Genomic DNA, 15,086 nt, shown 5'->3' on the forward strand with positions numbered 1-15,086 from the left:
TTATCCTATATGATAAAACTCTCTTTTTTCTTATTCATTCCTTACGAAATACTTACGTTCAAAGTTTGATACGATCTGCTGAGAAAGAATTATGTATGAAAATAAAAAGGGCATAAAAAATAAGGAAAGTCCCTTAACTTCCCCCGTTTTTATTTCACCTTATCTTAATTATTTTAAGATGATTCATTGTGTTCGTATTAAAATGAATAAAAAAAGAACGTATTTTCATTTTTTATGTAAACACGTTCTTTTTTATTTAAGCAATTAATCTTTATTCACCTTTACCATCCTGCACTAGCGTTCATACCATTTCCGATAATAGAAAGTAATAGTGGCCATAATACTGGTCCTAACGTAAGCAGTAGATTTAGAAGTATAAGTATTCTATATACACCGGTGAAATTATGATTTTTACGATTAACAAATACGAGACTGACTAATGATAGTATGGTCGTGAAAAATAATAATAGCATTAGCAACCAATACCACACCATTAAGCTGAGACTCCATGGTGTTAATAGCTCATGTATGATACAAAAGGAGATTCCTAATACAGCAAAACTAAAGCTAGTTACTGCTATTTTTATAAGCCATTTACTTATTTTTTTATCGTATGTAGTTTTACAATATAAATCTATTAAAGTATATAAAGATAAATATGCCATGAATACGCCTATCCAAGACAATAACCAGTCTCCGTCCCCTTTGAAAAATAAGAACAGTAACCAACACATACCTACTGCTGAAAAAACAAAGGAAATAAGTATGCTTTTTAATACCGATTTCATTACACATTCACACCCTTAAAAAACTTAAAAATTAATTATAATTTATAAAAATTAAGTATAGGTTAACATGTAATGAAGTATAAGTAAATAATGTTAATTTTGTTTACCTATTTAAATAGGGTTTCATATGAGAAAATAATTCATGTTAATCAAATTTCCGTATAAAAAAAGAAAAGGTGGATATTTACATATCCACCTTCCCATCTCCCTCTACCCACTTCATTATTTCTTCCACATCTAAATCCGTATACGTCTTTTCCCCATAACGAACAGACTCGTATAACGGGATAATATCCCTTGTTCTACAAATTCTTTTTAACCACTGTTGCATCGTTTCATAGGACCTTCTCTGTTCATGAAATGGTAGTGTTCTTTCCCATTCAACTAACGTTTTCCTTATCGTATCTGGCGGTAACGGCTGTTCTAACTGATGAATGACTTTCTTGTTATTTTCGGTTTTTACCATATTTTCTTTTGTTATCGATTTTTTCTCCTGTTCTATTTCTGGTTTTGTTAACTTTTTCCTAACGGATTTATAAAGAAAATATATAATTATCCCTGCAATCATTACATAAAAAACTATACTAATCCATGAATTTGAAAGCACAGAAAATATGTGTCCCCATGAACTTTCCTTTTCAAAATCTTTAAATTTTTTACCCGTTGTCGTTCTCTCACCATTATCTCCTACTTTTTTCTTTTCTATAGGTGTTCCATAATCTTCAGTATCACCATAGTTTATAGTTTCCTTATAAACTTTTTCAGATTTCTTTTCAGTAAAAAAACGTTCTTTTACTATGTCTTGCACATACACAACACCTTGTGATAACGTTATTGCACTAATCGCAAAGAAAAGTATGATTAAAGCTCTTACACTCCACAACTTCACTTTCATATGCCGCGCTTTATTCACCATGCCATAAGCCCCTTCTTATTCTTTGATTACAATCCATTTGTTTGTTCTACTATATTTCTTTGGAGAAGTACCAAGGATTAAAGGAACCGCATCCAATTCCTTTCGCCGAAAGCCCGCTGTGTAAAAATAAGAAGAAGATATAGGCGTGTCCTGATCCGATATTGAGGCAAGTACTTTTAATACATTTTGCAAATGTTTCCGATTATCCCCATTTTTTATATGCAATAACCCGTTATCTTTTACACTATTGATCCATACTTCAAATGAACAGTTTTGCATAAGAAGTTGTTTACATATGCCTGCTGTTAATTCAATTAATTCTTCTATATCATTTCGCAATGAAACGCCACTTTTATTTTGCAAGTTGAGATAAATCGCATATTTATCTGATTGTGTTCGCTCGTACTCTTTCGCAGTTATCGTCCCTGTTTTCGCTGTTGCACTCCAGTGGATGGAACGAAAATCTTCATTTTCATACGACTTCACTCCCATTACTTTCGTTTCATCATATAGCGGTGAAGACATCGCTTTTCGAAATCCTCGTGACCATTCTTGTAATTCAGGAACTTGCATTTTCGGAACAGCTGGTAAAACTAAATAGGACGGCGTTTCAACTTGTTTAAATGTTATATGGTTCGTTATGAATCCAAAAGGATCCGTAATAACAATTTCTACTTCTTCCCATTTCACAATTCCTCTTTTTAACGCTACAGCCTGCAAATCAAATGAAACTGACTCCCTTCCTTTTAAATTAAAGTTCATATAATAATTTGAACCTGTACTATGATTTTTGTTTATTTCATCATGATTCCAAGTAAGCTTATTTTCACATTTAAATCGAAATACGATATTGAAAATAGGGAATAACGACTTGTTTGAAATTTTTATCTTGCACATATTCGTTTCACCTATAAAAACATTCGAATTTCCTTGACTGTATTCCCATTCAACACAAGATACTTTACGCATGTATACATGCATAGCACCTATTAAAATTACATATAAAAATACGAGAGATAATATAAGTATATTACTTGAAAATACACTTAAAATAACGGCTACAACTGACATAACTCCCATTACGAAAGGCTCCGCTAAAGGTGTATACACAAGTTGTTGATTCATCGTACATTCTCCACCGGCACACTAATTGTATGAAGAATTTCTTTCATGATTTGTTCTTTTGTTGTTTTCATCTCCCCCTCTATCGTTAACGTTAAACGATGAGCGCATATAGATGCAGCAAGTATCTTTATATCATCTGGCGTACAGTAATCTCTTTCATTTAATATAGCCCGTGCTTGAATCGCTCTCATAAATGCCAACGTCCCCCGCGGACTTACACCAATTTCAATTAGCTCATGCTTACGCGTTGCCTCAATAATTTCAAGAAGATAATCTTGCACATCATTTCCTACTAATACTTCACTTGCACGCTTTTGCATCATAATAATTTCTTCACTTGAAATAATAGAGTGTAACGTTTCTAACGGATCATTCATTTGAAACCGGTTCATCATTTCCTTTTCAGCTTCTCTCGTCGGATAACCTTGTCGAATCGTAAGTAAAAACCGGTCTAATTGAGCATCAGGTAACGGAAATGTGCCGGCTGATTCAAACGGATTTTGCGTTGCTATAACTAAAAAAGGTTCTGGTAATGAATGTGTCTGTTTCGCAATCGTAACAGTACGTTCTTCCATAACCTCAAGTAACGAAGATTGTGTTCTCGGTACAGCTCGATTAATTTCATCCACTAATACGATATTTGCAAAAATAGGACCTAACCTCGTTTTAAATTCCGATTCCTTCACATCAAAATATTCAAGACCAATAACATCTCCAGGCAAAGTATCCGCTGTAAATTGGATTCTTTGGAACTTAGCGTCCACACTTTTAGCCAAACTTTTCGCTAATGTAGTTTTTCCTGTTCCAGGTACATCTTCTAATAAAATATGCCCTTTCGCTATTAGAGCTATTGCAGCCAACTCAATTGATTCATCTTTGCCTATGATTACCTTTGAAATGTTGTTGATAATCTTTTTCAACGTGCCCATACATCTCCCCCTATCTATTATCCTATATTTTATTTCACTAAATTCCCCCAGATATTTAGGCGAAAGGTGCCTATTATGTACCTATGACTGTAAATTACACCAGTTTACAACATAAGGTAGATTATATTACCTCTGATTAATATTCATAAATTTCAAATAAATACTCTTTCCAAATTATAACATTTTATATTTTATAATGCTATTAGGTTCCACTTTATATGATTGTAGTAGAATTTCTTACGCATCAGTTTTGAGGTGGACTACTGATGGAAATCCACATCCTTAAGTAAGATTATAGTTGAGGTCCCAACATACAAATGATATAAAACCCATGCTAAGACATTATTATCAAATGAAAAACTGATTTTCTTACGTTTAGAAATCCCCATTTTTATGCTCCCAGCTTATTTCGCATCATTTTTTAAAATATACGAGTATGTTCAAGGTAAGTTCAAAAAATAGAAAGACCTCATTCTTGATAAGTATCTTTGAATGAGGTCTTTCTATTATAAAAAATGGTTAACTTCTACTATCTTAAAAGTATTGCACATCCATTGACTTTAAATAATTAGATCAAGTTACTTCTGTTACACGAATCTCACATTTAAACCTTTTTAACAAATTCAGATTTTAATTTCATAGCTCCAAAACCATCAATTTTACAATCAATATCATGGTCACCCTCAACTAAACGGATGTTTTTCACTTTTGTACCGATTTTTACAACTGATGAAGTTCCTTTTACTTTAAGATCTTTGATAACTGTTACAGAATCACCATCGTTCAAGATATTTCCATTTGTATCTTTAATCATCTTTGTATCTTCACTATTTTCAGTTTCTAATTCTAAAGTCCACTCATAGGCACATTCTGGGCAAACAAAAAAATCCCCATCTTCGTAAGTGTACTCTGAATTACATTTTGGACAATTAGGTAAATTAGACATATTTTAAATTCCTCCATTTATTATTAATTATATAGTTTTTAAAAATTTCTTTTTATAATTTCATAAGAATAGTAATTTTATAGTTAAAATTTAACGAATTCTTTCGGATCAGCATAGCCAAAAACTTTTGATAATCTAACTATATAAAGTTCTTTGATAACTTGATATAGAAGGTTGCAGGAAGAAAATAAAGTACGAAAACCAAGCCATTCGGTTCCTGCGTAAAATATCAACCGTATAAAGAGAGCTTCAAACGTTGGACAACTAGGGCTGGAATGCCCCGAAGTAACGCTCAGGGAGATGAAAGGTTACTTTCGTCGTGGAACTGAGAAGCTTCCACTTCAAGCTTTGCTAAGTGACGAGTAGTTCACTAATCTAATGCATTTGCTTTATTCTTTATTGCATTCATATCCTGAGATTGCTGAGCCAGCTCCGTGCATTCATGAAAAGCAAAGTGCTTACATCCTAGACATTTGTTTGTATTCAACTGTCTTAAAGCACAGTTGATTGCTTCCCCTGTATGATCAAAAAAGTTTTCTTCGCCAATCTCCGCGTATAATCCATTCTTATCTAGAGTTGTTTTTAGCTCTGATTGAATTCCTGAAACAAGAATTACGCCACCTTGCTTTTTGAAATGCTGAACAATATTCCTAAAATAGGATTCTCCTGTTGTATCAATAAAAGGAACTTTTCCCATACGCAAAATTAAAACTTTTGGTTTATAATGAATGGTCGCTAGAATGTTTTGTTCAAATGTTTGAGCAGCTCCAAAGAATAATGGTCCTTCTATTGTGTAAATGCTGATTTGTGGACAATCGTGAGCTTTATTTACCACATGTGGCAACAATTTCTCGTTCTTTCTTGTGTGATCTGGAAGCACTTTAGATATAACAAGCATGTTGCTCATACGTTTTGTAAATAAAATAACAGCTAAAATAAGTCCGATTTCCACAGCTGTTGTCAAACTTGTAAATACAGTCAGTAGAAATGTTACAAGTAATACAAGAGAATCCCCTGTCTTCATTTTAAGTATGTGCATAAAATGTTTTCGTTCGCTCATATTCCATGCTACCACCATTAATATTGGAGCCATACTAGCAAGCGGAATATGTGAAGCATATGGGGCTAACAATAAAAGCGTGAATAATACAAATCCCCCATGAATAACACCAGACATCGGTGATACAGCTCCGCTCCTAATATTGGTTGCTGTGCGGGCAATTGCTCCAGTTGCCGGAATACCTCCAAATAATGGTGTAACAATATTAGCAATTCCTTGACCGATAAGTTCTTTATTACTATTGTGTTTACTATTCGTCATACCATCTGCTACGACGGCGGATAAAAGAGATTCAATACCACCAAGCATCGCAATAACAAATGCAGGGCCAATTAACTGTTTTATACGCTCTACCGTAATTTCTGGTATACCAAACTGAGGAAGTGTACTAGGAATCGTACCATATGCTGTACCAATAGTAAGTATATGATCTGAGAAAAATACAGTTGCAATTATAGTGGAAACCATAATACCCACCAATGAACCTGGTACTTTTGGCAAAATCTTTGGTGTTATGAGTATGACAAGAAAACAAATCAAAGCAGTTATTACACTGTAAAAATTCGTAGTACTGATATGCGTAAAGATTTCTTGCAGATTTGCTATAAATTCCTCATGTTTTTTTATACCTGTAAGACCTAAAAAACTAGCAATTTGTCCTGTAAAGATAATGACAGCGATTCCTGACGTAAAGCCAATTGTTACAGGACGCGGAATAAACTTTATTAAAGACCCTAGTTTAAAAATTCCCATAAGACATAAAATAATTCCAGCTAATAAACCAGCAAGTAGTAAATCTTCGTATCCATAGGTAATGACAATTCCTAAAAGAATTGGAACAAAAGCACCTGTAGGTCCTCCAATTTGATACTTTGAACCACCAAATAGAGAAATGAGTATCCCTGCAATACATGTTGTATAAATTCCATACTCTGGCTTAACACCAGAGGCTATTGCAAAAGACATAGCAAGTGGAATCGCAACAACTCCAACAATCACTCCCGCAAGAAGATCCTTTTGCAAATGCCCCAATGAATATCCTTCAAACCTTCCTGTAAATAACCCTCTCATTATAAACCCTTCTTTTCTATTCTTAATAAATCTAGATTACAAATGTATTTCTCGTTCCCTTATAAAAGAGATTTTCACAAAAGAAAACGCCATCCTAATATTTACTATACGTTTTACTTAAATGACGCTCTAATTCACCGATATCTCCACCTTGTTGTACATATGATTCCAATCTTACCGCTAGAAGTTCCCCAGCTCGACTATCTAGCTTCTTTGTGTCTATAAACGATGTAATCCTTATCTTATCTGGAGTAGTATCTCTACGAAACATTTTACCTGGAATTTCAATCCAAAAATGATTCCATTCATCCAATAATCCTATTTGATCAAATAAAAAACCTTGGATTCCACATAACCAAGCTGTACAAGCAGTATTTCTTTTTTGACATCCAACGCCATCTTGTAGATCCTGGCATGAAAAACAACAAGAATTCCCACTGTTAATACAAACATTACAAACGTGATAAGCTCCTATTGAGCGAAATATATCAATCCCATGCTGGATAATATCTTCTTTCTTAACTTCAATGCTCAACCTACACCTCCGTAACTATCGTTTCGCCTTCTGTTTCATCTAGCTCTTCTAACATTGAAATCGTATCGATTAAATGGTTGTTAAAAATTTTCCGTGCAACTACCAGTAAATTTATTATCATAGGGTCCCGAAGAGAATATAAAACTCGTTTTCCATCTTTGGTGCCAACAACAATATTTTTAGCACGTAGCAAACTTAACTGTTGAGAGACAGCTGAACCTTCCTTATTAAGAATACTTTGAATTTCATTTACACTTTTTTCACCTTCTGATAAAACTTCTAAAATACCTATTCGTAAAGGGTGCGATAAGGCTTTAAAAAAATCAGCTTTAAATTGTTGCATTTCAGTTCCCATTTAAACACCTCTAGTATTTATTTTGACTAAAACTTAAAAAAGTATCATATACATCTTCAAATGTTTGAATATGTATATGATACTTCTAGAACTTACAATTTTCAATACAAATTTTAATACGTTATAAAAAGAATCAAAAACGATGGAAACTATACAAAATGAAATTCGCATCAAATCATGTAACAGTTAAATAGTTGCGAAAATTCTTTCTTTCACTCTCCTTGGATACACCTGCATTATGTGAATTTAGACACCTTTTGCACTCCTTTTCTGGTACCTTTAATTAGCACACTACAATCTGGTATAACTATTTTGCTCATTTGAAACAATTTTATTTTTTCTTTGATCTGTATCACGAATCATTGATATAAAAAAGATGACTACAGCAATACGCTAAAGTCATCTTTTCCAACCATATTATTTTACTAACTCTCCATTATAAGCTTTTATATTAAGTGGAGCAGTTAAAAACTGTGATGCTTTACTAACGAAAGATGTGAAGTGTTCACTCGTATTATGACTCGCAACGGATGCTTCATCTTTCCATACTTCTACCATCGTATATACATTTTCTTTTTCCGTATCTTTATAAAGATCATAAGATACATTTCCACTTTCTTCTCTTGAACCATGAAGTAGTGGCTGAATTTCTTCTAAAAATGATTGTTGTTTTGCTGGATCTACTTGAAATATTGCGTGAATAATAATCATGGTGTTTCCCCTTTCATATTCCACTTATTTCTTTAAAATTACTTCCACTCTGCAACTTTTTCAACTGGAAGACGTACTGATTGGTAACCACTGTCAGCAGCTTTTCCGATTGAAATTAGCATAACTGGTACGTGACGGTCTTTATCTAGTCCGAAAGCTTCTGCGATTTGATCTTTCTCAAAACCACCAATTGGACAAGTGTCATAGCCGTGAGCACGAGCTGCTAGCATAAATTGCATTGCTACAAGACCACCGTCAATTAGTACTGTGTCTTTCATTACTTCTGGTGTAACCATTGAGAAATAAGCTGAAAGTTTTTTCATTTGATCTTCTTTTACTTCAGCTGGCATAAGTCCACACTCTACTGCTGTACCATAAATTTCTTCTGCGTTATCAAAGTTGTTTAAGTCACCAAATAAAGCGATCATCGCTGAAGATGTTTCTACTTGTGATTGATTGAATTTCGCAAGCGGTGCAAGTGTTGCTTTCGCTTCGTCACTTTCAATCACTAAAAATCTCCATGGTTGCATGTTTACTGAAGATGGTGCAAGTGTTGCTTCTGTAAGAATTTCTGTCATTTCTTCTTTGCTAATTTTCACTGAAGGATCGTACTTACGAATTGAACGACGTCCTGTTAAAATTTCGTTAAAATCATTTGTTTTTACTGAGTTAGTCATAGTTGTATTCTCCCTTTTTTATAATTCTTTTATATTTTCTTGAATGTGATTTAACATATTTAAAAGATTATCGCGTTCTTCCTCACTTAATCCTTTAAATGCAGATGCTGCAAAACGTTCTTTTTCCTCTTGAAACGCCTGAATTTTATTTCGTCCCTCTTCAGTAAGAGAAACTAACGTAATTCTGTTATCATCTGGATTTTTACGTCTTACAATCATTTCATTAGCCTCAAGCTGCTTTAAATGCCTCGTAATCGCCGCATTATCAATATTCACTTCTTGTTGAAGTGCTTTTTGACTAATTTCACCTACTTCATATAACTGAAGTATAAGCTCTAAACGAGATTGGCTCATACCCGTACACCCTTCAAATTTCGAACTTACTTCTTTATTTAGAAAGTGTAATTTATATAAAATAATCGCTTCTTTTGAGCATGAACTTGTCAAACTATCCCTCCTTTACAATCAAAACAAAAACGTTTGATGTATCAATAGTTGATATGTCAATTAATATAATCTATATCGATTTAGATTGCAAGCTTTTTGTTTTCATTTTTATTTTTCCAAATTAAGGCGCTTTGCAGCGTTACAAAAAATGTAAATTACATTATAATAGTAATAATTTAAATGACTGGAGAGTGATTGTAATGCGGCAATACACAAATAGAAATGAGGAAATGAAAATGGAAAATGAAATGAGGATATTGATATATGACAACAATAAATATAGGGATTGTCGCGCACGTAGACGCTGGCAAGACGAGTTTGACTGAGCGTATTCTTTATGAAACGAATGTGATTAAAGAAATTGGCCGAGTAGATAGTGGTAATACACAAACTGACTCAATGAAATTAGAAAGACAACGCGGAATTACGATTAAAGCATCTGTCGTTTCTTTCTTTATTGATGATGTAAAAGTAAATGTCATTGATACACCTGGACACGCTGATTTTATCGCTGAAGTGGAGCGATCATTCCGCGTTCTAGACGGTGCGATTTTAGTTATCTCTGCCGTTGAAGGCGTGCAAGCACAAACAAAAATTTTAATGCGAACGTTACAGAAACTAAACATACCGACTATTTTATTCGTTAATAAAATTGATCGTAGTGGCGCAAACACTGAAAAAGTTATGAAACAAATAAAAGAGGTTCTTTCAAATGAAGCATTCCCCTTCTACTCTGTTCTAAACGAAGGAACGAAAGAAGCCCGGATCATTGAATACAAATCATATGACGATTGTATGGAACTGTTAGCACCATATAAGGAATCGTTACTTGCGTCATATGTAAATAACGAAATCGTACCGGACGTATTATTAAGAGAAGAACTCGAAAAACAAATACAGCAAGCAAATGTGTATCCAATCTTTTTCGGTTCAGCAATGACAGGTATAGGAGTAACTGAAATACTTGAAAAACTTCCGGCCCTAATGCCAGCTCTTACATCGGCACAAGAGGAACCATTATCCGGTATTGTTTTTAAAATTGAACGTGAACCTTCTGGAGAAAAGGTTGCTTATATAAGACTTTTTTCAGGTAGTTTACACGTTAGAAAATATGTGGATATACAACGCAATGAGTCTCTACCACATAAGGAAAAGATTAAAAAAATGTGTATGTTTCATAAGGGAAATGCTGTTCAATCTACTATCGTTCCTAGCGGAGAATTTTGCAAAGTGTGGGGACTGAATGATATAAAAATTGGTGATATTATCGGCGAACGTACGGATTATATAAAAGATATTCACTTTGCCGAACCACAAATGGAAGCAGCCATTGATGCAATACCAAAAGAACGAATTCACGATTTATACGCTGCACTTATCGAACTATGTGAAGAAGATCCACTCATTAAAGTGTGGAAAGACGATGTTCATAACGAACTATACATTCGCCTATTCGGTGAAGTACAAAAAGAAGTGATTGAAACTACACTTTATGAGAAATATAATTTGCAGGTTACTTTTTCAAATACACGAGTTGTATGTATTGAGAAACCAATTGGCGTAGGTAATAGCATTGAAGTAATGGGTGAAAAAGCGAATCCATTTTACGCAACAATTGGTTTTAAAATTGAACGTGGTGAACTTAACTCTGGCATAACGTATAACTTAGGTGTTGAGCTTGGTTCATTGCCTTTAGCATTTCATAAAGCAATTGAAGATACAGTATTTCAAACGTTAAAACAAGGTTTATACGGATGGGAAGTTACGGACATTTCCGTCACACTTACACATACCGGTTATGCTAGCCCTGTTACAACAGCGAGTGACTTTAGAAACTTAACACCGCTCGTTTTAATGGATGCTTTAAAAAAAGCTGAAACATATGTATATGAACCAGTTAATGAGTTTGCATTAACTGTACCGGAGCAGGCAATTAGTACCGCAATGTATAAGCTCGCTGCTATTCCAGCAACTTTTGCAGAGCCTATATTATATAATGATTCTTACCAATTAGCAGGATCATTACCTGTTGCGAAAACAGAGAGTTTCAAACGAATACTACATTCATTTACAGAAGGAGAAGGCATATTTACAACGAGGCCAGCTGGTTTCACAAAACTTATGGCTCCCTTCCCTACTCGAAAACGTGTTGATTATAATCCGCTGAACCGAAAAGATTATTTGCTTCATGTGTTGAAGGCTTATTAGAACATATTAATAACAAAAAGCGTCCACTAGCATGAAATGTGGGCGCTTCTTTTTTGCAAATCATATTATGGTAACGCTGGTTCAAACTCTCCAGTGATTGTTTGATATCCATTATTGTTCTCATATTCCTGTTTCCGCTCTAACCCGAATTTTTCTAAAATAGGAAGATCATTTGTTGAAAATACATAACTATTTTCTAGTGCAACGTGTTCGTGCCATGCCCAGTTTGGTACGACAAAGAAATCTCCTTTAGACCAGTCGAAGCGAACGCCATTAATTATCGTATATCCTGATCCTTCATGCACATGATAGATTGATGCATGTGTATGGCGATGCGCTTTTCCTTTGAATCCCTTCGGTAATTTTTGCATCCAAGCTGCAATCGTTGGACACGCTGTTTCACCATTCGATGGATTTATATATTCAACCGCATAACCATCGTATGCATCTGGTTCAAAACGACTTAGTCCATTAAGCGCCACTTCCGTCCCTGCCCATTTATAAGAACTAAGTGGAGCTTTCTTTACATATCGGTCCGAAATTGGTCGAACCATTCCGCCTTCATAACGCTGAGCAGTATAATTGTCCGGCACATTAGGCTGTTCAATTTTTTCTGGATATGGCTCGAAGAACGTACCGCCAAGATAATAAATGGTCGGAATATCAAGGCAATCCATCCAAATCATCGGTTTGTCACCTGTATGACCATGTCCATGCCAAAGGCCATTTGGCGTTGTTAAGAAGTCACCCCGTTCCATGAAAATACGTTCTCCTTGAACAATTGAATATGCTCCTTCTCCTTCCATGACAAATCTCAAAGCATTCTGGACATGTCTGTGTGATGGAGCAGTTTCACCGGGTTGTATTAATTGAACCGCTGCATATAACGTTTGTGTAGTCGATGCCCATCCCCACGGTTTTCTATAATTAAGTCCCGGGTTTTGTAAGTAGATGGCCCGGCGTTCTCCCCCTCGGTCTGGTGTAAATATTTGCGTTGCTTCCGTTAACTTTTTTTGGAGCAATTCAGATTTCCAAAGGTATGCTTGTGCATGAGGTTCCGGTGTATGTTTCATTAAATCTGGGATTGCGTTCCATAGCGGGCCAAGATGGTATTGTTCGATATCACGATTGAAATCTTGTACAAGGTCACTTTCAAAAAAAGCATTTTTTTCCGCCATTTTATTTGCCTCCTTTATCGTTCATTAAACTTACTTAAATTCCGCTCGATTTGTTTATAATGCTTTTCTGTATGTTCTACGATGAGGTGATTCACAATAAAATCAATCGACTTATTATTAAAACGAGGATTACGACTTGGAGCCTGAATATTCAACTCGTCGTCTGTTAATGTGCTTAGTACATTTTCTATAGTGAGTGGTATTAAAGAAATTTGCTGAATGACTTCTTCTATAGATTGCTTACGAATATTCTCTTCTGAAACTGCTTGCAGGCGCACTTCATCTGTTAAACCACGCCCCCATAAATTTTCATGATTTACTTTAATATTGCTAATTTCTTTCGCCCAATACGGAATAGATTCCGCTACATGTGTAATGATCTGCATAATTGACCATTCATCTTCTGAAGGTTTCCAGTAGATGATTTCCTCTGGTAAAGGCTTAACAATCGTTTTTATCTTATTGATTGATTCATGAATAGACTCGGTCGCGTGGACTTGTAAGTTTTTCGTCATAGTACTGGCACCTCTAACTTTTGTCTCACTTTATTTTCTAGTACACCTACTCCATCAACTTCGATTCGAACGATATCCCCATCTTTAAGAAATACTTGCGGATTACGTGCAACTCCTACACCACCTGGCGTACCTGTTAAAATGACGTCCCCTGGCTCTAGTGTCATTAGACCGGATAAAAACGAAACGAGATATTGTACCGAGAATACTAAATTAGCAGTATTAGACTGTTGACGTTTCTCTCCATTTACCGTTAATACAATTTCCAAACCAGATGGGTTCTTTAATTCATCTGAAGTAATTAACCATGGTCCCATTGGAGCACTTCCTTCAACAGTCTTCCCTTGAAGCCATTGAATTGTACGGCGCTGAATATCACGATAAGTAATATCATTTACAATTGTGTAACCAGCTACATATTGGAGGGCATCTTCTTCTGAAATATTACGAGCACGCTTTCCAATTACAAAAGCAAATTCAGCTTCATAATCTAATTGTTCTGAAATTGGATAAAATGGAATATCATCTTGCGGACCGACTACTGTATTCGCAAACTTTGCAAAGATAACCGGAAAAGCAGGTAATTCTCGTTTCATTTCCAAAATATGTTCACGATAATTGTGACCTACACATATAATTTTTCCTGGCGAAGGTACTGGAGCCTCAATCTTCACTTCACCTTCTTCAAATACCAATTTTTCTTTATGGTTTTTCATAAGTGCATAATCGATCGCTTCTTTTGCTAGATTCATACTTTCTGATCCACCTTGTAAAAACCCATTCATATCCTTTGGTATATACGCCTCTGCAATTTGAGTGGCCCGAAGGTTTCCCTCACTTGTCAGTTTTGCTTTATAAGCAGCATGTAAATCAATCAAATTCCCGTTTTCTAAAGCTGCAACTCTCGTTTCTCCATTATGTGTAAAAGTAACAAGTTTCATAGTAATCTCCCTTTCCTCTAAATAATTGAAAGTTCTACCGTCTCAAATAATCGAGAACAATGATAGCGTATAACTTTCCCGCCCCACTTTTTGTTATAAAAGATAAAAAGTATTTCGCTCTGGACCAATTGGTATATGTCCCAATTCTAATAACTCTACTATTGGCAGAAACACATTTTTTTCTTCAGCTAATTCAGCAGCACATGCAACAGTACTTATATACATCGCATGCCCAACTAGAAATTTCACTACTTTTTCCTCACTGAAATGTTTGAACGCTTCTTTATAAACACCATGAAAAATTGCTTCTGGCACTTTATCTACAACATCTATAAGAAGTTTTTCGTTACCTACACTTATAATTTTTTCTTTCAACTGATCCGGTACTTCTGCTAGCGTCCCCCATAAATCATTATCCTCAAATGAAATTCGTTCAATTGTCTCACTTAATTGGTTTCTTGAAATCCATTTCATTTCATATTCACTAATGTGTAGAGCACGCATAAATTGATCTATTTTTTTCTCAGCCTCTACATTTTGCTTTCCAATGTCGCTATACCAGTTCATCGTCATGAACCGCTCAATCATTCCATTTGTAGAACGCACATAAGAACCATACTTTTCTTCATTTATGAATTGAGACAAAGCCATTTCTTATCGCTCCTTTCACATTACTTATCCAAT

16 protein-coding genes are annotated in these 15,086 nt (G+C 34.9%); 1 reads left to right on the plus strand and 15 read right to left on the minus strand.

Annotated elements, in window-relative coordinates:
* Window positions 1-281: 281 nt before the first annotated feature.
* From ATN06_RS15150 to ATN06_RS15205, 11 genes are all read right to left on the minus strand, one after another.
* Entirely contained in the window at window positions 282-788 is a 507-nt protein-coding gene (locus ATN06_RS15150) for a DUF3902 family protein (RefSeq protein ID WP_060631333.1), read from the minus strand.
* Between the two features lie 184 nt (window positions 789-972).
* Entirely contained in the window at window positions 973-1,704 is a 732-nt protein-coding gene (locus ATN06_RS15155) for a hypothetical protein (RefSeq protein WP_060631334.1), read from the minus strand.
* Window positions 1,705-1,719: 15 nt separating this feature from the next.
* On the minus strand, window positions 1,720-2,829 hold the full coding sequence (locus ATN06_RS15160) for a DUF58 domain-containing protein (RefSeq protein ID WP_060631335.1): 1,110 nt from the start codon (window positions 2,827-2,829) through the stop codon (window positions 1,720-1,722).
* Entirely contained in the window at window positions 2,826-3,758 is a 933-nt protein-coding gene (locus ATN06_RS15165) for an AAA family ATPase (protein ID WP_060631336.1), read from the minus strand. The genes ATN06_RS15160 and ATN06_RS15165 overlap by 4 nt, the downstream gene beginning before the upstream one ends.
* Window positions 3,759-4,362: 604 nt before the next feature.
* On the minus strand, window positions 4,363-4,704 hold the full coding sequence (locus ATN06_RS15170; protein WP_060631337.1) for a zinc ribbon domain-containing protein YjdM: 342 nt from the start codon (window positions 4,702-4,704) through the stop codon (window positions 4,363-4,365).
* Window positions 4,705-5,074: 370 nt separating this feature from the next.
* Window positions 5,075-6,835 carry a SulP family inorganic anion transporter gene (locus tag ATN06_RS15180; RefSeq protein WP_060631339.1) on the minus strand — a complete coding sequence of 587 codons (1,761 nt, stop codon included), beginning with the start codon at window positions 6,833-6,835 and terminating at the stop codon, window positions 5,075-5,077.
* 94 nt (window positions 6,836-6,929) lie between these two features.
* Window positions 6,930-7,370, minus strand: coding sequence for a hypothetical protein (locus ATN06_RS15185; protein ID WP_060631340.1), 441 nt, complete (start codon window positions 7,368-7,370; stop codon window positions 6,930-6,932).
* Between the two features lies 1 nt (window position 7,371).
* Window positions 7,372-7,725, minus strand: a complete 354-nt coding sequence (locus ATN06_RS15190; protein ID WP_060631341.1) for an ArsR/SmtB family transcription factor — start codon at window positions 7,723-7,725, stop codon at window positions 7,372-7,374.
* A 417-nt stretch (window positions 7,726-8,142) separates the two neighbouring features.
* Complete coding sequence (locus ATN06_RS15195) at window positions 8,143-8,436, minus strand: putative quinol monooxygenase (RefSeq protein ID WP_060631342.1); 294 nt, start codon at window positions 8,434-8,436, stop codon at window positions 8,143-8,145.
* A gap of 38 nt (window positions 8,437-8,474) precedes the next feature.
* The gene (locus tag ATN06_RS15200; RefSeq protein WP_060631343.1) at window positions 8,475-9,113 is read right to left on the minus strand and encodes a nitroreductase family protein; all 639 of its coding nucleotides are present in this window, start codon (window positions 9,111-9,113) and stop codon (window positions 8,475-8,477) included.
* Window positions 9,114-9,131: 18 nt separating this feature from the next.
* Window positions 9,132-9,560 (minus strand): MarR family winged helix-turn-helix transcriptional regulator, encoded by a 429-nt coding sequence (locus ATN06_RS15205; protein WP_000204172.1) that lies wholly within the window; start codon window positions 9,558-9,560, stop codon window positions 9,132-9,134.
* Between the two features lie 264 nt (window positions 9,561-9,824).
* Between ATN06_RS15205 and ATN06_RS15210 the strand changes: the two genes are divergently transcribed.
* Window positions 9,825-11,768 (plus strand): elongation factor G, encoded by a 1,944-nt coding sequence (locus ATN06_RS15210; protein WP_060631344.1) that lies wholly within the window; start codon window positions 9,825-9,827, stop codon window positions 11,766-11,768.
* Window positions 11,769-11,833: 65 nt separating this feature from the next.
* Here the strand turns inward: ATN06_RS15210 and ATN06_RS15215 are convergent, their stop codons facing one another.
* The 4 genes from ATN06_RS15215 to ATN06_RS15230 all read right to left on the minus strand — a co-directional run bounded on the left by ATN06_RS15215 (window position 11,834) and on the right by ATN06_RS15230 (window position 15,053).
* Window positions 11,834-12,946 carry a cupin domain-containing protein gene (locus ATN06_RS15215; protein ID WP_060631345.1) on the minus strand — a complete coding sequence of 371 codons (1,113 nt, stop codon included), beginning with the start codon at window positions 12,944-12,946 and terminating at the stop codon, window positions 11,834-11,836.
* Between the two features lie 14 nt (window positions 12,947-12,960).
* Window positions 12,961-13,461 (minus strand): DinB family protein, encoded by a 501-nt coding sequence (locus tag ATN06_RS15220; protein ID WP_060631346.1) that lies wholly within the window; start codon window positions 13,459-13,461, stop codon window positions 12,961-12,963.
* On the minus strand, window positions 13,458-14,402 hold the full coding sequence (locus ATN06_RS15225; protein ID WP_060631347.1) for a fumarylacetoacetate hydrolase family protein: 945 nt from the start codon (window positions 14,400-14,402) through the stop codon (window positions 13,458-13,460). Before ATN06_RS15225 ends, ATN06_RS15220 begins: the two co-directional genes overlap by 4 nt.
* 93 nt (window positions 14,403-14,495) lie before the next feature.
* Window positions 14,496-15,053: a hypothetical protein gene (locus ATN06_RS15230; protein WP_060631348.1), complete on the minus strand. Its 558-nt coding sequence runs from the start codon at window positions 15,051-15,053 to the stop codon at window positions 14,496-14,498.
* Window positions 15,054-15,086 lie beyond the last annotated feature (33 nt).

Source organism: Bacillus thuringiensis (assembly GCF_001455345.1).
GTDB classification, from domain to species: Bacteria; Bacillota; Bacilli; order Bacillales; family Bacillaceae_G; genus Bacillus_A; species Bacillus_A thuringiensis_N.